General features: G+C 63.1%; 19 protein-coding genes. 10 read left to right on the top strand and 9 right to left on the bottom strand.

Annotated elements, in window-relative coordinates; translation table 11 throughout:
• Positions 1-3: 3 nt before the first annotated feature.
• A complete protein-coding gene (locus ACOIX3_RS26870; RefSeq protein ID WP_420965016.1) occupies positions 4-324 on the bottom strand; it encodes a hypothetical protein in 321 nt (106 codons plus the stop codon).
• A 274-nt stretch (positions 325-598) separates the two neighbouring features.
• Between ACOIX3_RS26870 and ACOIX3_RS26865 the strand changes: the two genes are divergently transcribed.
• From ACOIX3_RS26865 to ACOIX3_RS26855, 3 genes are all read left to right on the top strand, one after another.
• Positions 599-2,017: an MFS transporter gene (locus ACOIX3_RS26865; protein WP_420965014.1), complete on the top strand. Its 1,419-nt coding sequence runs from the start codon at positions 599-601 to the stop codon at positions 2,015-2,017.
• 78 nt (positions 2,018-2,095) lie between these two features.
• Positions 2,096-4,102: a S9 family peptidase gene (locus ACOIX3_RS26860; RefSeq protein ID WP_420965013.1), complete on the top strand. Its 2,007-nt coding sequence runs from the start codon at positions 2,096-2,098 to the stop codon at positions 4,100-4,102.
• Positions 4,103-4,249: 147 nt separating this feature from the next.
• Positions 4,250-6,652 (top strand): EAL domain-containing protein, encoded by a 2,403-nt coding sequence (locus ACOIX3_RS26855; RefSeq protein WP_420965012.1) that lies wholly within the window; start codon positions 4,250-4,252, stop codon positions 6,650-6,652.
• Here the strand turns inward: ACOIX3_RS26855 and ACOIX3_RS26850 are convergent.
• A complete protein-coding gene (locus ACOIX3_RS26850; RefSeq protein ID WP_092115447.1) occupies positions 6,649-7,083 on the bottom strand; it encodes a hypothetical protein in 435 nt (144 codons plus the stop codon). The genes ACOIX3_RS26855 and ACOIX3_RS26850 overlap by 4 nt on opposite strands.
• Before the next feature lie 83 nt (positions 7,084-7,166).
• Here ACOIX3_RS26850 and ACOIX3_RS26845 point away from each other — a divergent pair, with 83 nt between their 5' ends.
• A complete protein-coding gene (locus ACOIX3_RS26845) occupies positions 7,167-7,775 on the top strand; it encodes a hypothetical protein (protein WP_420971800.1) in 609 nt (202 codons plus the stop codon).
• A gap of 89 nt (positions 7,776-7,864) precedes the next feature.
• Positions 7,865-8,221: a hypothetical protein gene (locus tag ACOIX3_RS26840; RefSeq protein WP_420965011.1), complete on the top strand. Its 357-nt coding sequence runs from the start codon at positions 7,865-7,867 to the stop codon at positions 8,219-8,221.
• A 110-nt stretch (positions 8,222-8,331) separates the two neighbouring features.
• On the opposite strand, the gene ACOIX3_RS26835 is transcribed toward ACOIX3_RS26840, so the two are convergent.
• Positions 8,332-9,675: a PLP-dependent aminotransferase family protein gene (locus ACOIX3_RS26835; RefSeq protein ID WP_420965010.1), complete on the bottom strand. Its 1,344-nt coding sequence runs from the start codon at positions 9,673-9,675 to the stop codon at positions 8,332-8,334.
• A gap of 181 nt (positions 9,676-9,856) precedes the next feature.
• Here ACOIX3_RS26835 and ACOIX3_RS26830 point away from each other — a divergent pair, with 181 nt between their 5' ends.
• The 4 genes from ACOIX3_RS26830 (at position 9,857) to ACOIX3_RS26815 (ending at position 14,221) form a co-directional block, all read left to right on the top strand.
• The gene (locus ACOIX3_RS26830; RefSeq protein WP_420965009.1) at positions 9,857-10,093 is read left to right on the top strand and encodes a DUF1127 domain-containing protein; all 237 of its coding nucleotides are present in this window, start codon (positions 9,857-9,859) and stop codon (positions 10,091-10,093) included.
• 374 nt (positions 10,094-10,467) lie between these two features.
• Positions 10,468-12,909, top strand: coding sequence for an EAL domain-containing protein (locus tag ACOIX3_RS26825; protein ID WP_420965007.1), 2,442 nt, complete (start codon positions 10,468-10,470; stop codon positions 12,907-12,909).
• A 306-nt stretch (positions 12,910-13,215) separates the two neighbouring features.
• Entirely contained in the window at positions 13,216-13,488 is a 273-nt protein-coding gene (locus ACOIX3_RS26820) for a hypothetical protein (protein ID WP_420965006.1), read from the top strand.
• 328 nt (positions 13,489-13,816) lie between these two features.
• Positions 13,817-14,221, top strand: a complete 405-nt coding sequence (locus ACOIX3_RS26815) for a hypothetical protein (RefSeq protein ID WP_420965005.1) — start codon at positions 13,817-13,819, stop codon at positions 14,219-14,221.
• Between the two features lie 59 nt (positions 14,222-14,280).
• Here the strand turns inward: ACOIX3_RS26815 and ACOIX3_RS26810 are convergent, their stop codons facing one another.
• From ACOIX3_RS26810 to ACOIX3_RS26785, 6 genes are all read right to left on the bottom strand, one after another.
• Entirely contained in the window at positions 14,281-14,580 is a 300-nt protein-coding gene (locus tag ACOIX3_RS26810) for a hypothetical protein (protein ID WP_420965004.1), read from the bottom strand.
• Positions 14,581-14,774: 194 nt separating this feature from the next.
• Entirely contained in the window at positions 14,775-15,890 is a 1,116-nt protein-coding gene (locus tag ACOIX3_RS26805) for a hypothetical protein (RefSeq protein WP_420965003.1), read from the bottom strand.
• A gap of 29 nt (positions 15,891-15,919) precedes the next feature.
• A complete protein-coding gene (locus ACOIX3_RS26800; protein WP_420965002.1) occupies positions 15,920-16,573 on the bottom strand; it encodes a nitroreductase family protein in 654 nt (217 codons plus the stop codon).
• Positions 16,574-16,673: 100 nt separating this feature from the next.
• Positions 16,674-17,591: an NADP-dependent oxidoreductase gene (locus tag ACOIX3_RS26795; protein ID WP_420965001.1), complete on the bottom strand. Its 918-nt coding sequence runs from the start codon at positions 17,589-17,591 to the stop codon at positions 16,674-16,676.
• Positions 17,592-17,655: 64 nt separating this feature from the next.
• Positions 17,656-18,072: an SPW repeat domain-containing protein gene (locus tag ACOIX3_RS26790; protein WP_420965000.1), complete on the bottom strand. Its 417-nt coding sequence runs from the start codon at positions 18,070-18,072 to the stop codon at positions 17,656-17,658.
• A 128-nt stretch (positions 18,073-18,200) separates the two neighbouring features.
• The gene (locus ACOIX3_RS26785; RefSeq protein ID WP_420964999.1) at positions 18,201-19,133 is read right to left on the bottom strand and encodes an AraC family transcriptional regulator; all 933 of its coding nucleotides are present in this window, start codon (positions 19,131-19,133) and stop codon (positions 18,201-18,203) included.
• A gap of 509 nt (positions 19,134-19,642) precedes the next feature.
• On the opposite strand from ACOIX3_RS26785, the gene ACOIX3_RS26780 reads away from it, so the two are divergent.
• Positions 19,643-22,780 (top strand): CheR family methyltransferase, encoded by a 3,138-nt coding sequence (locus ACOIX3_RS26780; RefSeq protein ID WP_420964997.1) that lies wholly within the window; start codon positions 19,643-19,645, stop codon positions 22,778-22,780.
• The last annotated feature ends 16 nt before the right edge of the window (positions 22,781-22,796 follow it).

Genomic DNA, 22,796 nt, shown 5'->3' with positions numbered 1-22,796 from the left:
ATTTCAGTGGGACCCGGTCACGAACGGCGACGGGTGACGGGCAAACGCACCGTACGCGATGACCCATAAGGCAAAACCGATGCGTTGTGCAGCCCTTGACAAGCCAACCTTCGGCTCCCGTCCAGCGTTGTTGTCATACTGGCTACATATGTTCTCGCTCTGCGGAATGTGAGTCGCAGCCATGTCGTCGTCCGCGACGGCATCACTGCCTGTTCCGCCGTCCGTCAGCCGTTCCCAGCGATTTCGTTGGTATTTTTGCCGATTTTGCCGTCGTCGCAGCGCCACTGCGGGGCCGTCGGAGCGGAGCGAATAGACGATATGCATCAGCGTGGGGGAGGTCCGGGCCGGCTGCGGCGTTTACCAAAGCGTGAAGTCGATGTGCGCATCTGCGTGATCCGGCTGTGGACCGCCGTTCGGGCCGGAATGAGGCGCCCGGGGGGCGGTCCGTAGGTCTATTGAGGCAAAACGCCGCGCAACATCGCCGCGGCCACGCGGCCCCGGCCGGCATGACGATGCCACACTTCGATCCGCAGCGAAGTATCATTGAGAAACGAAGACCTATCTCTCGCATTGGTTGCCGAGAAGCGAGGTCAAGACCATGCAACAGACATCCCTGAACCTCCGGCGCGTGCCGGACCAGCGCGCGGCGTCGCATCAGCCGTCGACCGGGCTTGCGGCGACGTTGACGCTCGCCGCGATGAGTCTCGGTTACGGCGTCGTGCAGCTCGACGTCACCATCGTCAACACGGCGCTCAACGCCATCGGCGGCTCGCTCGGCGGCGGCGTCGCCGAGCTGCAATGGGTGGTCAGCGCCTACACCATCGCGTTTGCCGCCTTCATCCTGACCGCAGGCGCGCTCGGCGACCGGATCGGCGCCAAGCGCATTTTCATGGCCGGCTTTGCCATCTTCACCGCGGCATCGGTTGGGTGCGCCGTCGCGCCTGATGCCGTGACGCTGATCGCCGGGCGCTGCGTGCAGGGGCTGGCCGCGGCCATCCTGGTGCCGAACTCGCTCGCGCTGCTTCGCCACGCCTATGCGGACGAGAAGGCGCGCGGACGCGCGGTCGGCGTCTGGGCCGCAGGCGCGAGCCTTGCGCTGACCGCCGGCCCGTTCGTCGGCGGCGGGCTGATCACGCTGGTCGGCTGGCGTGCGATCTTCCTGGTCAATCTGCCGATCGGCCTGGCCGGGCTGTGGCTCGCCTGGCGCTTTGCCGGCGAAACCACGCGCCATCCCCAGCACCGGCTCGATCTGCCGGGACAAATTGCGGCGATCGCCGCGCTCGGCACGCTGGCCGGCGCGCTCATCGAAGGCGGCGCGCTCGGCTGGGATAGCCCGTTCGTCGTCGCAGGCTTCGCTCTGGCGACCGTCTTCTCCGTGCTGTTCGTCTGGCATGAGGCGCGCACGGCGCAGCCGATGCTGCCGCTCTCGCTGTTCGGCAACAGGATGTTTGCCCTGACCTCGATGGTCGGCCTGCTGGTGAACGTTGCGTTCTACGGGCTGATCTTCGTGCTCAGCCTCTACTTCCAGCAGGTCAACGGGCTGTCGGCGTTCGCCACCGGCCTCGCCTTCGTGCCGATGCTCGGCGCCGTGCTGCCCGCCAATTTGATCGCGCCGCATCTCGCCGAGCGGATCGGCTCGCCGCGGACGATCGCGCTCGGCGCCGCGATCTCGGCCGCCGGATGTCTGGCGATGCTGTTCATCGGTGCCGGCACCGGCTATCTCGCGATCTGCCCGCAACTGCTGGCAATCAGCGGCGGCCTGGGCCTGCTGGTGCCGCCCCTGACATCGGCGCTGCTCGGCAGTGCCGAGCCGCAGCATGCCGGGATCGCGGCCGGGGTGCTGAACGCGACCCGGCAGACCGGCAGCGTGCTGGGTGTCGCGCTGTTCGGCTCGATGGTCGGCCGGCCCGCGGCCTTCATCGCCGGCCTGCATGCGGCACTCGTGATCTCCGCCGGCGTATTGCTTGCCGCCGCCGCGCTGATCTGGATCAGCGCATCATCACAAGCGCGGCAATGAGCGAGGCCGTCGTTGCGCGGTCGCGGGGCGGCATCTAACTTTGCGCGATCGGGGACTGTCGCCGAGGGGGCTGATCAGATGCCTGCGCCAATCGACCGTCGTCTGTTGCTGCGCCGCGCCGCCATGCTCGGCGCCTCGCTGCCATTTGCCAACCTGATCGGTCCGGCCCGCGGCGAGGCGCCCGGCCTGATCGCGCGCAGGGTGTTCTTCGACAATCCCGATTACATCAATGTGCGTCTGAGCCCGGACGGGACGCAGCTGTCCTATGTCGCGCCGCTCGACGGCGTGAACAACCTCTGGGTCACCCCGCTGTCCGATCTCAAGGCGGCGCGGCCGGTGACCCGCGTCACCGATCGCAACATCTCGAACGGCTATCGCTGGGCGCACACCAACCGCCACGTGGTGTTCTTCCGCGAGCGCGACGGCGACGAGAATTGGCGTGCCGCCAGCGTCGACATCGCCGACGGAAAGATCGTGCCGTTGACGCCGGAGACCGGCGTCAAGGCCTTCCTGCAGGAGTCCGATCGCAAGTTTCCCGAGGAGATGCTGCTGCGGCACAACCAGCGCGACAAGCGCTACTTCGACATGTACCGCGTCAACCTCGTGACCGGCGCCAGCGAACTCGTCTACGAGAACCACGATTACACCGGGCTGATCACCGACAGCACGTTCCAGCTTCGGCTGGCATCGCGCCTGATCGCAGACGGCTCCGCCGAGATGTTCGAGCGCCGTCCCGACGGCAGCTGGGCTCCGTTCATGACGGTGCCGATCGCCGAGACCGACACGACCCAGCTGCTGGATTTCAGCACCGACGGCAAGACGCTGTACCTGATCGATTCACGCGGCCGCGACAAAGCGGCGTTGTTCGCCCTCGACATGGCGACGCGCCAGACCACGCTGCTTGCCGCCGATGACGATGCCGACATCGTGCGGGCGATCTTCGACGAGAACCGCCGGCCACTGGCGGCGCTTGCGATCACGGACCGGATGCGCTGGCACGCCGTCGATCAAAGCGTCGCCAACGACCTCGCCGATCTCAGCCGCTATGGCGCGGGCGATATCAGCTTTGTCAGTAACAGCGACGATCTTCGGCTCGGCACGATCCATTTCGAGCGCGACACCGAGAGCGGCGAATTCGCGCTGCTCGACCGCAAGACGCGCGAGGTGCGCAAGCTCTACACCCAGCACCGTGCGCTTGACGGTCTCGCGTTGCGCAAGCTCGAGCCGGTCGTGATCCCCTCGCGCGATGGCCTGCGTCTCAACGGCTATTTGACCCGGCCGGTCGAAGCCGCCGCCGGCCCGGTGCCGCTGGTGCTGGTGATCCATGGCGGGCCGTATTACCGCGACACCTGGGGGTTCAGCCCGGTCCATCAATGGCTCGCCAACCGGGGCTATGCGGTGCTTGCCGTCAACTACCGCGGCTCGACCGGCTTCGGCAAAGCCTTCATCACCGCCGCCGACCACGAATGGGGCGGCAAGATGCATGACGACCTGATCGATGCGGTCGATTGGGCGATCGCGCAGGGCATCGCCGATCCGAAGCGCGTCGGCTTCTTCGGCGGCAGCTATGGCGGCTATTCGGCGCTGGTCGCCGCGACCAAGACGCCCGACGTGTTCGCCTGCATCGTCGATCTGTTCGGCATCTCCAATCTCGTCACCTTCATGGCGACGATCCCGCCCTATTGGGGCCCGTGGATCAGCGTCTGGAAAAACCGGCTCGGCGATCCCGACACCGAGACGGGTCGCGCGTTCCTGGTCGAACGTTCGCCGCTGACTCATATCGACCGTGCCGTGAAGCCGATCCTGATCGCGCAGGGCATGCGTGACGTCAGGGTTGTGGCGGCCGAGTCCGAGCAGATGGTCAACGCGCTCAAGCAGCGCGGCGTGCCCGTGACCTACATCACATTCGCTGACGAAGGGCACGGTTTCGTGCGGCCGGAAAACCGGCTTGCCTTCTATGGCGTCACCGAAGCGTTCCTCGCCAGGCATCTCGGTGGCAGCTGCCAGCCGATCGGAAGCGATTTCGCCGGCTCGTCGCTCAAGGTCGAGACCGGGGCCGAACTGGTGCCCGGGCTGCGCGGCTGAGACGAACTGCGTCAGCGGATTGCGGTTTTCCCCGATTGTCTCGCGTGCATTCAAGGCTTTTTCACCATGCGTGAAGCCTTGTTGCGGTGCGGTTACCGTTCGTACACGAATGCGCCTGTTTTTATGGGTCCATAAATGGGGCCTATAATGTATCGCGTTTTTACCTGTCTCACCCTGGAACATGACTGGCGGTTGGTCGTCCTCGGTGGCGTGATCTGTCTGCTCGCCAGCGCTGTCGCGATCAGCCTGTTTCACCGCGCTCGCGCCGCAGAGGGCCGCGCCCGCGAGATCTGGATCGGTCTTGATGCGGCGGTCGGCGGTTGCGGCATCTGGGCCACCCATTTCGTCGCCATGCTGGCGTACGATCCCGGCATCGAGGCCGGATACAACATTCCGATCACGCTGCTGTCGCTGGTGCTCGCGGTTGCGATCCTGGCCGTCGGCCTGGCGGTCGCAACGCTCAACGAACGCTGGCAGACGGTCGCCGCCGGTGGCGCGATCGTCGGCGTCGGTGTCGCGGCGATGCATTACACCGGCATGCTGGGGCTGGAACTGCCAGCGCGCATCGTCTGGTCGCCCGGCATCGTCGTCGCATCGATCGTATTCGGAAGCCTGTTTGGCGCGCTTGCTCTGGTCGTCGCCACGCGCGGCGAACGCCTTGGCACCACGGCGGCTGCGACCGGTCTTCTGACGGTTGCGATCGTCTCGCATCATTTCACCGGGATGGGTGCGGTGACGCTGGTCCCGGATCCGACGATCGTCCCCGACGGACTCTCGGTCTCGCCGCGCGTGCTCTCCTTCATGACCGCGGTTGCGGCGTTCGCGATCCTCGGCCTCTCGCTGATCGCCTCCATCCTCGATCGTCGCGCCAAGACCGAGCTTCACAAGCAGAAGCTGGTGCTGGATACCGCGCTCGAGAACATGTCGCAGGGACTGTGCATGTTCGATGCCGATGGCCGCATCATGCTGTTCAACGAGCGCTACACCGAGATCATGGGGCGCAATCGCGTTCCGCTGCAGGGGCGCCTCTTGATCGACGTCCTGCAGGACTTGCATTGCATCGGCGAGTGGGACGGCGATCCCGAGGAATTCTGCAACGCGCTGCTCGCCGAAGCAAAGGCTGGCCACAGCGCGACGCGGATCGTCAGCCGCAACGAGCGCGCGATTCGTGTCGTCGATCAGCCGATGAAGGGTGGCGGCTGGGTCGCGACCTTCGAGGACATCACCGAATGGCAGCAGGCCCAGGAACAGATTTCACACATGGCGCGGCATGACGCGCTGACCAATCTGCCGAACCGGACGCTGTTCCGTGAGCAGCTCGAGAAGGCTTCGCGACTGGCCAAGCGCTCCGACCAGCTGGCGGTGCTCTGCCTCGATCTCGATCATTTCAAGGAGATCAACGACACGCTCGGACATCCGATCGGCGATGCGCTGCTGCGTGAGGTCGCGCGCCGGCTGGGCGAATGCGTGACCGAGCACGACACCGTGGCGCGGCTCGGCGGCGACGAATTCGCCATCGTGCAGTTCTGCAGCAATTGCGAGCCGTCCGTGGTGTCGTCGTTGGCAAGCGCGGTGGTCGAGCGGATCGCCGCACCCTATGAGATCGGGGGCCATCAGCTCGTGATCGGCGTCAGCATCGGCATCTCGCTCGCGCCCGAGGACGGCAAGGATCCCGACGAGCTGCTGCAAAAGGCCGATCTCGCGCTGTACCGCGCCAAGGCCGACGGCCGCGGCACCTATCGGTTCTTCGAGACCGGGATGGATGCGCGTGCGCAGGCGCGCCGCCTGCTCGAGCGCGACCTGCGGCTCGCGCTCCAGCGCGACGAGTTCGAGGTCTATTATCAGCCGATCCGCGATGTCGTGGGCGATCGGGTCGTCGCCTTCGAGGCGCTGGTGCGCTGGAATCATTCGCTGCGCGGGCTGATCGCACCGAACAATTTCATTCCGGTCGCCGAAGAAACCGGGCTGATCGTGCCGCTGGGCGAGATCGTGCTGCGCAAGGCTTGCGCCGAGGCGGTGAGATGGCCCGCGGACATCGCGGTCGCCGTCAACCTGTCTCCGGTGCAGTTCAAGAACCCGAATCTGGTGCCGTCGGTGAAGGCGGCGCTGGAGGCGTCGGGCCTGTCGGCGGATCGGCTCGAGCTCGAGATTACCGAATCGGTGCTGCTGCAGAACAGCGAGGCGACGCTCGCGGTGCTGCACGAGCTGCGTGGTTTCGGCGTCCGGATCTCGCTGGACGATTTCGGCACCGGCTACTCCTCGCTGAGCTATCTGCGCAGCTTCCCGTTCGACAAGATCAAGATCGACCGTTCGTTCGTGACCGACCTTGCGACGCGCGAGGACTCGATGGCGATCGTGCGCGCGGTTACCGGTCTCGGCAAGAGTCTCGGCATCGTCACCACCGCCGAGGGGGTCGAGACCGATACCCAGTTCGACCTGCTGCGTCGGGAAGGCTGCACGCAGGCGCAGGGCTATCTGTTCAGCCCGCCGCGGCCGGCGGCTGACGTCGCCAAGATGCTGCGCCGGGTACCGGAACGGTCGGTCGCCTAGTTCCTGCGTTGGGCAAAATAGGCGCCGCAAAACGCCATCACGGCGCCGAGGCACAGCGCGGCGAGACCGGCGAGCACGGCGGAAATGGTCGAGACCGTGCTTGGCGCCGCCGCGGCCTGGCCGGCGCCGGCCAGCATCAGCACGCCGACGACGATCAGGAACTGGCGCATCCGCTGCGGAATCTGGCCGGCCACCGCGCTGTGCATCAGATTGGCGGTGAAGTAGCCGCCCGAAAACCCGACGCTCGCGATCAGCCACCAGGCGATCGCCGCGCCTGCCGGCATGAATTCGTGGGTATCGGAGCGCCACAGGCCGCCGAGATCCAGCCCGTAGCGCGCGCCGAGCATGTGCACGGCAAGCGCCAGCAGCACGCCGGATATCATCGCGCCGCCGAGGATGAGGTAACGCGGAAAATAGGTCGTCTCGGGCATGGCTCGCTTGTAGGATAGGCGTGACATCCCATGCAAGCGCACGGATGTGTCTGAACAGGTGGAACGGCGGATTGCCAACAACGTTGCAGGACCGGCCGGAGGCAGGCGAGGGCGCAGCCGTGCGCTATGCCTACAAGGCCTCATTGGTCGGCTCGGCGCACCAGTTCGAGCTGACCGGGGCCGGGCTGTCGTGGCGGATCGCCGGCAGGTCGGGCGTGTGGGATTACAAGGACATCTCCGCCATCAAACTGTCCTACCGCCCGGTCTCGATGCAGCAGCAGCGGTTTCGCGCCGACATCGACAATGCCAAAGGCGGGAGGATCGCAATCCTGTCGACCACCTGGCAGACCGCGACGCTGGTCGCGCCGCAAGGCCATCTCTACCGCGATTTCATCGTCGAGTTGCATCGCCGGATGCAGGCCGCGGGCAGCACGGCCAGGCTGGCCGCAGGCCTCGGGCCGAAGACATACACCGCGGCGCTGGCGCTGCTGGCGTGCCTTGCTGTGGCCATGACCGGATTGCTGGTGATGGCGCTGCTGGCTGCGAACTGGATGGGCGCGCTGTTCCTGGTCGGCTTTGCCGCGCTGTTCACCTGGCAGGTCGGCGGCTTCGTCACCCGCAACCGCCCGCGGCGCTACGGCTTCGATCAATTGCCCGATGCGCTTTTGCCGAAGCCGGCTCGCAATCAGTGAGGTGGCTGCTCTCGCGAGCGGACTGTAAGCGGGCTGTAAGCAACGCGCTGTAAACTTGGCGACCGATTTGCTTCAAGCTGGAGTGTCAGATGACAATCCGGACCCCCATTCTGGCTCTATGCCTTGTGCTCTCGATCATCTCCCCGGCGCTTTCCAAGGGCAGCGTAGGCAACAAGCATGATCCGCTTGATCACAATCACGTCGACAATCTGCCGCCCGACGTGCGGCAATACGTTGCCGGGATTTGCAAGGGAACGCCTGTCGCGCAGCACGACTTTGCGACCTACTCACCGCAAGAGAAGCGCTGGCGGATCAACCTCGAATATCTGCAGTGCGGCGTGATCGGGGAATATCGCAGAGGCAACCAGTGCCTGGATGTGGATTTCGTAGCCGAGGGCGCGCATTTTCGTCTCGTGAGAAAGACGTATGCGGCCTGTGGCTTTTGATGCTTTGGCGCTCGGATTGCTGGACATAGCTCGCCGCGAGTGCTGCGATTGCGCGTGCCACCCGTATCCAATTCTGGGCTGCTGCGCCGCTTCGGAGTGAGCGTGCGACGTCACTCCGTCGAATCAAAATCCTCTTCGGTCGCGCTCAGCATTCCCGCCAAGGTCCGCAGGCCGAGGTCGAGTTGCTCCATCGGCGGGGCGGCAAGCGCGAGCCGCACCGCATTGGGTGCGTGTCCCGGCGTGGCGGCGAAGGTGGTCGACGGCGTCAGCGCGATGTCGCGTCGCGCCGCGGCCGCGACCAGGGTCTGCGAGCGCCAGTGCGGCGGCAAGGTCAGCCACAGATGATAGGATTTCGGGTTGGTCTGGATCTCGAAATCGGCCAGATGCTTGGCTGCGATCTGCTGGCGGCGGCCGGCGTCGATCCGCTTCAGCCGTGACAGTTCGGCGGCGGTGCCGTCGGCCATCAGCCGCTGCCCCGCGGCGAAGGCGTAGCCCGATGCGGTCCAGCCGCCCGAGCGCACCGCGGCCATGATGCTTTCGCGCAGCCGCGGCGGCGGGACGATGAAGCCGAGCGCGAGGCCGGGCGCGACCTTCTTCGACAAACTGTCGAGCACGATGCAGCTGTCCGGCGCGAGCGCAGCCAGCGGCACCTCATCGTCGAGGAATCCGTAGACGCCATCCTCGATGACGACGAGGCCGAGCTTCTCCACCACGCGCAACAGCTCGGCGCGGCGCTCGGCCGGCATCGTGATGCTGAGCGGGTTCTGGATCGTGGGCTGGATGTAGATCGCGGACAGATGCGCCTCGCGGTGCGCCTTCTGCACCGCGTCGGGGCGTACGCCGTGCTCGTCCATCGCGAGCGGCACCAGCGCGATGCCGAGCCGTGCGGCAATGCCTTTGACGAAAGGATAGGTCAGCGCCTCGACGCCGCAGCGTCCGCCCGGCGGCACGACGGCGGCGAGCGCCGAGGCGATGCATTGCCGGCCATTGGCGGTGAACACGATCTGGTCGGGATTCGGCGCCCAGCTCTTGCGCGTCAGGAATTCCGCGGAAATGGTTCGCGCCGCCCGCGTGCCGAAACTGGTCGCCGGCCGCAGCGCGCCCTCGAGCACTTCGGGCCGCTCCAGCCCTTCGAGGCTCTTGGCGATCATCGTCGCCTGATGCGGCAGCAGGGGATAGTTGAATTCGAGATCGATGCGGGCGCCGCGCGGCTCGGGCGGAGCGGCGATGCCGCGGCGCGCCTCGCCGGACACGAAGGTGCCGCGGCCGACTTCACCGACCACCAGCCCGCGCCGCAACAGCTCGGTGTAGACCCGGCTCGCAGTCGAGACCGCGATGTTGCGGTCATAGGCGAAATGGCGCTGCGGCGGCAGGCGGTCTCCCGCCTTCAGCGCGCCGCTGGCGATCTCGGCGGCCACCGCATCCGCCAGCTTCAGATATTCGAACCTCGACATTATTGCACCGAGAGCAATGTTTTGCTTGCTCCGAGCAATGTACCGGATCATTTAAGAGGGAACAAGCCCATGATTGCACCGAGGAGCGCGCAGGCGATCCGAGGTTACGACGGCGCAGGTGTCGAAATGGCATTTGCGTCAACGGCATAGCTTTGCCGTTTGGGCACCGAAGGAGATGACAATGACGATGATATCCTCCGCTGCCGCATCGCCCACGCGGTCCAGTATCGTGGGCGGATTGCTCCGATTGCTCCGAGTGTGGGGCGATGCACTCGCGACTTATTGGGTGCGCCGCGAGGCGATCAAGACGCTGCGGCAGCTTGATGACCGGACGCTGCGCGATATCGGAATCTCGCGCTGCCAGATCGAACCCGCCGTCGCCGGCGATTTCGATATCGAGCTGGTGCGGATCCGTTGAGCAGAAGCGTGGTGCGGCGGCTTCGCGTGATCGGAGCCATCGCATCGCAAGCGGCCGCGATGGTTCGTGGTGCGGCTTTGAGCCAGCAGCGTTTGAGCGTGGCGAATTGTTCAGATTAGGTCGCGTCCGGACACTTGGTACCGGTTGCGGAATTCACGGAAACTACACCAAAGAAGCGGAACAACCCCGGTTTGTCGTCGCCATCGCTCCAAGGTTGTGACGCTCCATGCTAGCGTATTGGTTGCATGCGCTAGCGTTGTAGTTGGGGACCGATGGCCGCTCGCAAATTGTCGCAAGGGCAGGCCCCGACCCGGGAAGCGCGCCGCCGCTGGCATGAGGAGCGGTCGCTGCGGTGCGCCATCAGATTGGCCCGCATGGGCTACTGGGAGTCGCAGAGCGCTTCCGCGACCGATCTCTGGATATCGCCCGAGCTCGCCGCCTTCCACGAATTCGAGACGGTCGACGGCTACATCCCGATCGCGACGGTGCGTGAGCGCTATCTGCCTGAAAGCCGGAAGGTTCTGGAGGCGCACTACGCGGCCTGCTGGGCGGAGGGGCAACCCTATGCGGTGCGGACGCGGCTCCGCAGTCCCGATGGCAGCCTGCTCGACTGCGTGGTGCATGGCGAGCCGGAATTCGACGCGCGCGGTCAGGTCCGGCGCGTGTCCGGCATTGTCCGCGACGTCACGGAGGAGACCTCCGCGCTGCGGCGCCTGACGGAGAGCGAGCAACGGCTGGCCGATTTTGTCTCGACCGCCTCGGATTGGTGCTGGGAGAGCGACGCCGCCCACCGGCTGTTGCCCTATCCCAAATCGCTGGCCGGCAATGCGGCCTTCCAGACGGTGGCGTCCGGCGGCAAGGCGCGCTGGGAACTCGCTTATGCGCCCGAGGACGGCGAGGCGATGGCGCGGCACCGGGCCGACATGGAGGCCCATCGCCCTTTTCGCGACTTCATTTATACGCTGATCGGCCAGGACGGCTCGCGCGTCAGTATCTGCACCAGCGGCAAGCCGATCTACGCCGATGATGGCAGCTTTCTCGGCTATCGCGGCACGTCCAGCGACATCACCCAGCTGAGGGCGGCCAAGGCTTTGCTCGACCAGCGCACGCGGGCGCTGGAGGAAGCCCACCGGCTCGGCAAGATCGGCACCTGGAGCTACCGCCTGGACACCGCCCGCACGACCTGGGCGCCCGAGCTCTACCAGCTGCTCGGCTTCGATCCCGATACGTTCGAACCGACCGATGCGAGCATGAGGCCCTATTTCCTGGACGGCGACGCCGACCGCTTCAAGGACCTGCAGAGGAGGGTGGTCCGCACCCGAAGGACCGAGGCCACCGACCTGCGCATCTTGCACGCGGACGGCACGGCCCGCGATCTGGCTGTCATCTGCAAGGCGGAGGTCGCACACGACAAGGTCATCGGCATCATCGGCACCGTGCAGGACGTCACCGAGCGCAAGGAGGCCGAGCGCCAACTCGAGCAGCTCGCCTATACCGACCCTTTGACCGGGCTCGCCAATCGCGCGCTGTTCACGCGCCAGCTCGCCGCCCTGATCGAGGGCTGCACCCGGCAAGACCGACGCGCCGCGCTGCTGCTCATCGATCTCGATCGCTTCAAGGAGGTCAACGATTCCCTTGGCCATGCCGCCGGCGACAAATTGCTGATCCAGGTGGCGGCTGCGCTGCGGCGGGAGCTGGGGCCGCGCGCCTTCATCGCCCGGCTCGGCGGCGACGAATTCGCGGTGCTGGCGGAGGGATGCGGCATGTCCGACGCCGCGCTGACCGGGCTTGCCGATCGGCTCATCGGCAAGCTGTCCGTCCCCGTCGATCTCGCCGAGGGCGAAGCCTTCGTCGGCGCCACCATCGGCATCGCCCGCCTGCCGGCGCATGGGGCGACGGCGGAGACTGCCATGCGCAACGCGGACCTCGCGCTCTACATGGCCAAGGAGGCCGGGCGCGGCCGCGCGCAACTGTTCGAGCCGGTCTATGCCCAGGCAGTCGATCAACGGCTCGATCTCGGCCGGCATCTGCGCCACGCGGTTGAGGCCGGCACCCTCGAGGCCCATTACCAGCCGCAGGTGGATCTGAGGACCGGCCGCGTCACCAGTTTCGAGGCGCTGCTGCGCTGGACCCATCCCGAGCGCGGACCAATCTCGCCGGCGGAGTTCATCCCGATTGCCGAAAGCTCCGGGCTCATCGTCGATCTCGGCCTGTGGGTGCTGCGCGAGGCCTGCCGGCAGGGCCGCGCCTGGCTCGATGCCGGGTTGCCGCCGCGCTCCGTCTCGGTCAACGTCTCGCCGGCGCAGATCTGGAACGTGGATTTCGATGCGGCCGTCTCGGCGGTGTTGGCTGAGACCGGCTTTCCGGCGAAGCTGCTCTGCCTCGAGCTCACCGAAAGCCTGTTCGTGGATCATACCGAGCAGCGCATCAGCCGCACGCTGACGGCGCTCTCCGGTCTCGGCGTCCGGCTGGCGCTCGACGATTTCGGCTCGGGCTATTCCTCGCTCGGCTATTTGACACGCCTGCCGTTCCACTGGCTGAAGGTGGACCGCGCCTTCGTGGACGGCATTTCCACCGCGCCGGAGAAGCGCAAGCTGCTCGGCGGCATCATCGCACTGTCGCACGGGCTCGGCATGACCGTCGTGGCGGAGGGCGCCGAATTGCCGGCCGAAGTGGACGTGCTCGGTGGGCTCGATTGCGACCTGGTGCAGGGCTTCGTGTTTTCCCCGCCCGTCACCGCCGACAGGGCGCCGCTGGTCGCCGCCGGCATCGAGCGCGACGCGTACCGGATCGAGCCAAAACGGAATCGCCTCTAGGCGAGCACCGTTTTGGCAGCATTCTTTTTGCCCGTGGCTTTGCTTTGCTGCAAAACGTAACCGGCGCAGCGAACGCATCCTTGTACGCTTCGGGTCAAAAGCCACCTATTCCGACTGACTCAGAGGCTTCTGGTTGGCCTTGAAGAGCTGCCGCTCCCGATATCGTAATCGGCCACAGGCTGGACCTCGGACCTCACGAGAGCCGGTCTTTCGGTGTTGCAATCTGTGGCTGTCTTCTAGAATGCTGGCCTGTCAGGAAGACCTCCCTGATCCGCCACTATCCGTTCGCCTTTACGCGAGATGCTAATGGACATTGTGCAAGCGATAGCCGGCTACGCGGTCTGGGGACTATGGTATGCCATCCTTGGTATCTTTGGCATCGTGGGCTTCGTCGTAAACCACTGGTTACTGTCAATTGTATTAGGCATGATCATCGTGATGATCTTGTATGCGCTGTGGTCGAACTCTGAACGCGAATTCGCCGCACCGAGAAGAGGCGATCAATCCGCCGATGCGATTGGCGCGGAGACGTGGCTCAACGAGCAAAGGCACCAAGAGAAGCGCCCCGACTGGTTGTGAGCAAGACGTTTCACCCCTGCACAGGGCAATCGCGACAGTGTGGACCTGTCGCAGTAAGGTCTGGTCGAAACCTAACCGCGGACAGGCGGGTGATCGGTTGCATTGGTCGCGATGGGCCAACAGCGGAATTCGTCCAAGGCGCTAACTATTGCGGCTCCCTCAGATACCAATCCCCTTTTCGGCGCTCGATAGAGGTCGGCGTCGTTCGTTGCGGTGCTCCCAATGATGACGCAAGAAACTACGGGCGCGACTGTCTCTGAAAATTTTAGCTGTGGGGTTTACGGGCATTTCGGCTGAACGCCGTAGAACAGGAACCCAGGAGGACTTTATGCAGGCCCTTGTCTGGAACATCCTTATCGGCGCGCCGCTCACCGGTTCGCTCATCCTGATCGTCTTTCTGATGTATCTCCCTGGCATTGCCCCCCGCCACGATCTGCCGATAGCGCTCGGACTCTTGGCCATTGCTGTCGCAATCGCGGCCATGCGCAACCGCCTGACGGTCGGGTCGTGGACTCGGACGAGCACGCCGGCGCAGCGCCAACTGATGGACGCTCGCATTCGGCGATCCAAAAAACTCCGCCCCGTGGTGTTCGTCGCTCTCCTGCCGGTCGTGTTCGTCATGGTCAGTTTGGGATACGGTAAGGGAGCAGTTATGATTGCATCGCTTATTTGCGGCGTAGTCTTCGCGTGGTGCGGTCTTTACCTGAACAGGCTCTCACGAAGGTCGAGCTAGCTAAACACCGGCCCCAGGTCCGCCACGGGTCAACCGCGTCGAGTTGCCTTGATCGCGCTTCAATCCCAATCCATCCCGGCGATGGTGCCAAGAAACCAGCCGCCAGAGAAAGAGGCGCCAAGCATCATGAGATCGTTCGTCGCGGGGAGACCAAGCTCATCTTGAACATGATCAAATCCGATCAGAACCAGCAGCGTGCAAATTAGCGCGCAGAGTGCGGGCCAAAGCGCCCGCCGCCGCGCTACGAGCCGCTGGGCCGGGGCAGCCCCCCTGGAGTTCCGCGATAAGATTCCAGCGCGACGAAACGATACCCCGAAACTCAATACGACCACGATTAGACAGGCGGTCAGGAAGTACATGGAAATAATCCTTCGTGCCTGAAGATCTTATCGGCTCGTTCCAAAGAAAGACTTTGGGTTGGCTATCGACCAGGAGCGGTTCTCGCTTCACTGCGAAATCAAGTCCGCGAGCAATCGACCCATCCGCGTCCGAGTCAGCGGCCAGCTGCAAATCCGACCGCTTATTCTTCATGAGTTGCCTGTGCAGACCCAGCCTACCTTTCGGCGAACGAATCCAAAAGCGAACGAAACCGCTTCCTTATCTCGTCGGCCTGGTAGACGTACTTGCGACTGAAATGCAAGGTGAGAACGCCCCATCCGGCTCCGGTCCGATCCGCAATCGTGCAGTCAGGTTTCTTGACCGTGACCTTCTCGCAAACGAAAATCAAAGGGCCTTCGGGCGTATCCTTTAGGAACAGATCAGAATTCGCCGCCTCACATAATTGATATCCGGACTCGACCATACGAAAAGCGCCCGAGCCTTTCTCCTCGCACCGACGATTCCATAGAAGCCTCCGTTCCGACCAGTCCAGTTCCTCCTGCCCACCGCGCATCCTTGCATTCACCTGATCTCCGTATCCGTCGTAGAACGGGCTCTTTGCGAACCTTCCAGCGTTATTCGCCGTTCTAGGCTCCAGATTGGGAAGCAGAACGTAAATTTCGAACGCAGTCTCTTTGGGATCAGCACTTGATCGATCCAGATCCACCAAATAGTTGCGCGGAATCTTGTAGATCCTGTCGGCAAAAGCGATCGGAATCGTCCTCTTATCGAGAGACGGGTAATTTTCCCGCAGTTCCTGGAGAGAGGCATGCCTTTGCAATTTCTCCGCAAAGGATTCGTGCTTCAGCAGCGGGTCGGCAGATTGATAAAACGCCTTGTAGCTCAGGAAGGAGCCTGCGATCAGCGCAATCGCAACGGCGCCCCAGACAAGCCACTTCGTCCGGTCGGGAGTTTCTGCACCGGAGGGAATGCTGGTCGTATCGTATTGCCTGCGTCCAAACTCAGCCATATCCCCGGTCCGCTTGCCGATTCCGGCAACCATCTTTTGAGTTGCATTAAGTCTGATCGTCAACTGCAAGCACAGCAGGTGCTGAATATTCAGTGAACGGAAGACAGCTGAAGAACTCGATGCTCGCGACCCTCGATCCCGCACGGCGGCTCGAAAGGGTTGGGGACCTTCTGCAGGGTAACGCTTGAGGACAGCTAAGGGAGCCACCCTTGCAGCCGAACCGGTGACAGCGCACTCAATTGACTCGCTTGGCAAACGCAGGCCCAAGCTATCCGCGTCGTAGGACGATTGATCATCGGGAATTGAGTGCACTGTCACCATAATTCGCCTGCTAAGGCCGGACTCCGCAACTATGCGAGTTCCAGCACATCGGCCACCGGACGGCGCGGCTTCTGCGGCCAGTTTCCCGCACGGACCGACCCCACGCACAACAGCATGACCGGCACTTCGTCCTCGGCCAGTTCGAACTCGCGGTGCACTGCTTCGGCATCGAAACCGATCATCGGCGTCGAACCCAGGCCCAGCGAGCGGGCCGCATAGATCATCGCCGCCGCGCCGAAGGTGCCGGAGCGTACTGCTTCGTCGCGTTGGCGCTGGGGGTACTCCATATACAGATCGCGTGCGGGGATCTCCCAATCCGGCACCATCTTTGCCGGCATGATGCCCGCTTCCACCAACGGTGCCAGGCGCCCTGGTATTACGCTTGCATCGGCCAACTGGCCGCAGACGATGAAGGTAACGGCGGCTTCGGTGATCGCAGGCTGATCCCAGGCAATCGGACGCAACCGAGCCTTGGCTTCAGACGTACGTACGGCGACGAAGCGCCAATTCTGCAAGTGAAAGGACGTCGGCGCGGTGGTGCCGATTCGCACCAGCTCGCGGATTTGGTCGTCGCTCAAGGTGGCATCGGGGTCGTAGTACTTGGCGGCGCTGCGGCTCAGGATGCATTCGATGACGGCATTGGTCATGGTGATTCCGTCGCTCGTGGGGATTCCGTCGGTCATGGTGATTCCTGTGGGTGAAGGGATAGGTTGAAGTACGGGAGTGTTTTCGCTGTATGAGACGCGCGCCAGCCGGCTGCGTGGATCAATGGGCGTGTGTCGCTCAGGGACGAACGCGGATGATCGTCTTCCCGCTGATCCGCTTGGTCGGATTGAGAGCAGCGACGGCATCGTCGAGGATCGCCACGGTGCCGATGTTCGTCCGCAGTCGTCCGTCCCGCACCCGCTGGACGATCTCACTCAGCTGGGCACGATCAGACTCGACAACGAAGTCGACTGCCTGGCCGTCGGCGGGCCGTGCCTCGCATGGCCCAACGACGCACACCAGCGTTCCTCCGGCTCGAACCAGACGCGCGGATCGCTTCCCGATGTCGCCGCCGATGAGATCGAACACCAAATCGACGCCGCCGACGTCTTCCAAGGCGTCGTTCTCGATGTCGACGAATTCCTGCGCGCCGAAGTCGAGCGCCTTCTGACGGTCTGCAGCGCGTCCGGTGCCGATGACGTGGGCGCCGAACTCTCGTGCGAGCTGCGTCACCATCGAACCGACTGCGCCGGCCGCGCCGTGCACGAGGACGCTCTTGCCCGCCCGAAGGCGGCCGTGCTGGAACAGTCCCTGCCACGCCGTGAGGCCCGAGATTGGCAGACTCGCGCCCACCGTGAAATCGACGTCGCCCGGGAGCGGCGCGAGGTTGCGTGCCTCCATGGCTACATACTCCGCCAGGGTGCCGTCGCGATACCAGTCGGCGAGGCCGAGCACTCGCTGTCCCAACGACAGCCCCGTCGTGCCGTAGCCGAGAGCGGTGACCACTCCGGCCAGCTCGTGCCCGAGGATCGACGGTGTTCGATCCCGGTCGAGGCGATCGGTCCAGGTCGAGGGCCACTCCAGCTCAGTCCCGACGAATCCCGACGCATGAACCTGAACGACGACGTCGTTTATCGCTGCCTGCGGCTTGGGCCGCTCCGCCAGCTTCATCCCGGCCTTTCCCGCAGCCTGGTCCGTTACCACAATTGCCTTCATGGTTATTTCTCCCGAGTCATCTGTCTCTTTGCTGGAAATGTTGCAGCGTTGGAGCAAGTGGACTTCAAGCGCTTGCGGTCCGCATCGGCATCGCGTCGGACTTCTGCAAGCAGAGCACCGCCAACAGCGCCCCGCCGTTCGCCCAGTAGTACCAGGCATCGAGACCGGTAAAGCCGAGGACAAACGGCACCGTCACGAAGATGATGCCGACGAGAGCATCAACCGCGACATGGAATGAGAACGGGATAATCCGGATGACGCCCGTCCCGTGATCCGTGAAGAACGTCAAAACGATCGCCGCCACGCCAGTGACGACAGCGATCCATTTTGCCGAAGCATTTGAACCGCCGAGTCCGAGTACGAAGGGCAAGGCGATCAAGCTCGCAGCAACAGGATAGTCCAGGTAAGCGTGCAGCGTCTTGGTGACGAACCTGGGATCGAAGCGAGTAGAGGGCTGGTTGGCTTGTTGAGTGATTTGCACGATCGACTCCTTTGGTTTGAGTGGCGACTGTTCGCAACACCACTCACCTAGGATCGCGCAGGAGGCAGGAGCAAGACACGCGAACAAAGTACGGACTGTCTGCAAGACAGTTGGGACGATATGCAAACTTATGACGATTCAAGACCACGAGTATCGGTCGGAGGAATTCCAAAGCGTTGGGAAAATGCCCGCGCAAAGGAGGCGGCCGATTGGTATCCGGCCTGAGCTGCAACTTCTTTCACGCTTGCTTTGGAACTGCCGAGCCTGGCCAAAGCCTTTTGCAATCTCCATTCCGTGACATAAGCCATAGGCGCAACACCGACGAGTTCCGTAAACCGCTCCGCGAAGCGACTCCTCGACATGCCGCTTGCTTTGGCGAGAGTTTCGACCGTCCATGGATCGCCGGGCATTTTGTGCACCAGTTCAAGAGAGCGGCCGATATGAAGATCCGTCATCGCGGTCATGACGTTGGCCAGTGGCGGATGACGTTCGACGCTTGCCCGCACAGCCTCGATAAAAAAGATTTCCGACAGACGCGCGATCGAAGCGGCGGCACCGACCTCGTCACTCAATGCTCGCCGCGCAACCAGGCCCAGTGTCTCGTCAAGCAGCGGATAACGACCGCGGTCGGGCTGGGTTATCAGGATTGCTTCGGGCAATGCGCCAAGCAGCGGATGATCGGCACCCTGCGAAAAGCCCAGGTGACCACAAACCATTTGCGTCGTGGCCTGAGGGTCGCCCTTGCCAATCACGAACGCGCCCTTGCCGTCGTAACCCGATTCTTGGATCACGCGTTCCAGCGGCGCCGGTGCCCGGCCTAGACGATCGGCAAGGACATGCCCCCGACCGCGGGGAATCAATACGACATCGCCTGGTTCAAGAACGATATTGCGGCCGGACGGAAGGCTCACATGGCAGCAGCCCTGGATCACAAAATGGAACCGCGCCGCTTGCTCGTATGCCGGAACGGTAATGGCCCAAGGTGGCGAATAGTCAGTACGGAAATAAAGTGTTCCTTTGAGCCTGATGGTCTCAAAGACATCACTCAAGAGGTCGAACATGCGGGCCATCTCGTTCAGCTAGACTCCCCGCACCCGCGTTGCATGATAGCAGACTTCGCCTCGCATGTCGCCGATGGGGTCAATTGCGCCCGTCGCTTTGATCGAAAAGGCGCTAACTTCGTCCTCAATTGTTCGAAAGCCGACACAAGTCCAGAATGTTACCCGCCGCTGTGGCTGCGCGTTGATGAGTCCACATCCCGTGTCAGATCAAAGCAGGATGAGATTAGGCTGCGGCCGCAAATAGGGCGCGTGTCGCCGAGGGCAATCGCCGGGCGTTGGAGCAACTGCGACGCTTCATCTGGAAGGGAACCGGTTTTGTCTCAGGACTGGCTTCGCGTTGCCCGGAAGACCTGGCTGGCCGCAGCCGTCTTGGCGGGAACTTTGCGCCTCGCTCTGGCTTTTCTGTTCTATCAGGTTTAGCAAAGGCTTAGTGTGGGAACCGGACGTCAAGGGGCAGGATCCATTGCGGCTTGCACCGCGCGGAATTCCTTGCCGCGGCCGAGGAAAACATGGAAGAGAAGCAATCGGACATTGCCGGCGATAAAGCAAATCTCGCGCGAAGACGTCCGCCCTCGCTCGTAGTGGGCATTGGGGCATCGGCCGGCGGACTAACCGCGTTCAGAAGTTTCTTCGATCATATGCCTGCCGATACCGGCATGGCCTTTGTCTTGGTTCAGCACCTCGATCCCGACCACAATAGCCTGCTGGTAGATTTGCTGCGGCCACACACCGCCATGGAAGTGGTGGAGGCGCAGGATCACGTAGTGTTGGTGCCCAACCAGATTCATGTAATTCCGCCGAATGCGACGCTTACGCTCGAAGGCGATGTGCTGCGAGTTGCGACGCCGGTACCTCCCCGGGAGTATCGCCGCCCGATCGATACGTTTTTCGCATCTCTGGCGGAAAGTCAGGAGGATTGCGCGGTCGGCATAATCTTGTCGGGCGTCGGCAGTGACGGGTCGCTCGGAGTCAAGGCGATCAAGGAATATGGCGGCTTTACTCTTGCCCAGGCGGAATTCGACGAAACCGCCATGATGGGAATGCCGAGTAGCGCCGCGGCGACGGGACTTGTCGATTGTGTCGCCTCGGTCGAGAGCCTGCCGGCGAAGGTTCTTGAGCACCAGGCCTATCTGGCAAAGGTCGAGGAGCAGAAGGGTGCTGACGGGGCCCGCGAGGATATCCGCGAAAGCCTGACCACGATTACCGCGCTGCTCCGAAAACGCCTCAAGCATGATTTCAGCGGTTACAAGCAAAACACCCTGATCCGGCGGATACAACGCCGAATGCAGATACTGCAGATCGAAGCCGTTCCCGCATATGCTGAACATCTGCGCCGTGAGCCGTCAGAGGGTGACGCGCTGTTTCGTGAGTTGTTGATCGGTGTTACGCAGTTTTTCCGCGACGAAGAGCCGTTTGAGGCGCTTAAGGCGAATTTTCTGCCGTCGCTGCTCGCAGCGAGAGACGCCGACGATCCAATCCGGGTCTGGGTTGCCGGTTGCGCGACCGGCGAGGAGGTCTATTCCCTTGCCGTGCTTTTGCAAGAAGTGCTCGCGGCCCATCGCAGCGAGGCCAAGGTCACCATCTTTGCAACAGATATCGATCCACAAGCCATCACGTTCGCACGTACGGCGCGGTACCGGCGGATGGATGGCTTGTCGCCGGAGCGGCTGCAGCGCTGGTTCGTGAGGGATGGCGAAGATTACATTCCGGTGCATGCCATTCGCGAAATGTGCGTCTTCTCCGAGCACAATCTTGTCAGGGATCCTCCATTCTCGAGAATTGACCTGATCTCCTGCCGCAACGTGCTGATCTACATGGACAACGACTTTCAGCACCGCGTCATGCAGACGTTCCATTATGCGCTGCGACCCGGCGGCTATCTCTTTATCGGGCCGTCGGAAAGCATCAGCCGAGAATCACGGCTGTTTCGCGCCGCCGACAAGAAGCATCGTATTCTGCAACGACACGACAGCGTGCGGGCGGCGTTGCCGGAATTTCTGCCTCAGGCAGGCAGCGGCGCAGCCATCAAAGTTGCTACTGCCCGCATCGAGGATCAGATCGACAAGAGCGCTCGCCGCGTCATGGCGAAGCACTCTCCAGCCTATTTCGTCATCGATCGCCACCACAACATCGTGCGGTATTCGGGCGGCGAGACCGGCCGCTATCTCGAGCCTTCGGAGGGCAACGCGAGCCTGGATTTGTTTGCGAATTTGGCGAGGAGCGTGCGGACTCGGGTGCGGCACGCCGTAGAGCGTGCCTTTTCATCCGGCCAAGCAATTGAAGAAGCGAGTTTGAAGGTCGAAGGGGGCCAGCTGGTCGACCTCCTCGTCGAACCGATCGTCGAAGCGGGCAGGCCGCCCGGCCTTGTCGTGGTAGGGTTTCGCCCGAGCCGCCCGCAGGGCGAACAAGTGCCCGAGGACGATGCGCCGGCCACCAAACGGGACGTTGAGGCGCTCCAGCAGGAATTGCACGCCTTACAAATCCGACATCAGGCGACCAGCGACGAGCTGGAAAGCCAGATCGAAAACATGAAGTCCGTGACTGAGGAATTTCAGTCGGTGAACGAGGAGTTGCAATCGTCCAATGAGGAACTGGAAACGGCCAAGGAGGAAATGCAGTCCGTCAACGAGGAGCTCCAAACCATCAACAACGAGCTGCACGGCAAGAACGATCTGCTGATGCAAGCCAACAACGACCTGCAGAATCTTCTCGACAGCACGCAAATCGCGACCATCTTTCTCGACGACGAACTCTGCATCCGGAATTTCACGCCGGCAGCGAGGGAGGTGTTTTCACTGCGCGAAGGCGATCGCGGCCGGCCGGTGACCGATATCGTGTCGCTGCTTTCCTATGATCAACTCCGCGAGGACGTCAGGAAGGTCCAGCGCACTCTGGAGATCGTCGAGCATCAGCTCGATCTGAAAGACGAGAGCGCGGCCTACATGATGCGGATAAGGCCCTACCGCACCGTCGCCAACGTCATCTCCGGCGTCGTGATGACGTTCAACAACGTCAGCGAACAAAAGCAGCAGCACGATCATCTGCAGGTGCTGATGAAGGAACTTCAGCACCGCACCAATAATCTTTTTGCGGTCATTCAAGCGATGGCGCGCCAGACTGTGCGCACCAGCGACTCTCTGGCTGACTTCGAGGAGCAGTTTGGGGCGCGGGTGCAGTCATTGGCCCAGTCCAACGCATTGCTCATCGATCAACAGTGGAAAGGCGTCTCGATTGACAGATTGATCGAAGCGCAGCTCGCTCCGTTCGTTGGCTCCGACTCCACGCGGCTCAAGATGGCGGGGGCGCCGGTTACGATGACCGCCGAAACCGTCCAGACGCTCGGGCTGGCCCTGCATGAGCTCGCGACCAACGCATCGAAGTATGGCGCGCTGTCAACACCGAACGGAAAGATCGTTCTTCGTTGGAGTTTCGTGGGCGGAAATGGTGCGTCGGAAGTCTTTAAATTGGAATGGCAAGAGACAGGCGGACCTGCCGTAAAACCGTCAACCCGCAAGGGCTTTGGCCATTTTGTCACCGACCAGATGGTTACACGTTCGCTCGATGCTACCGTGCAGGCTGACCTCGCACCGGACGGGTTGCGATGGATGGTGCAAATGCCTGCGAGCAGGGCTCGCGTTGGACGATAGCCCCGCCCCGTGGAGG

The organism is Bradyrhizobium sp. B120, from assembly GCF_049075665.1.
Lineage (GTDB): Bacteria > Pseudomonadota > Alphaproteobacteria > Rhizobiales > Xanthobacteraceae > Bradyrhizobium.
This window is presented reverse-complemented; position numbering and strand designations above follow the sequence as displayed.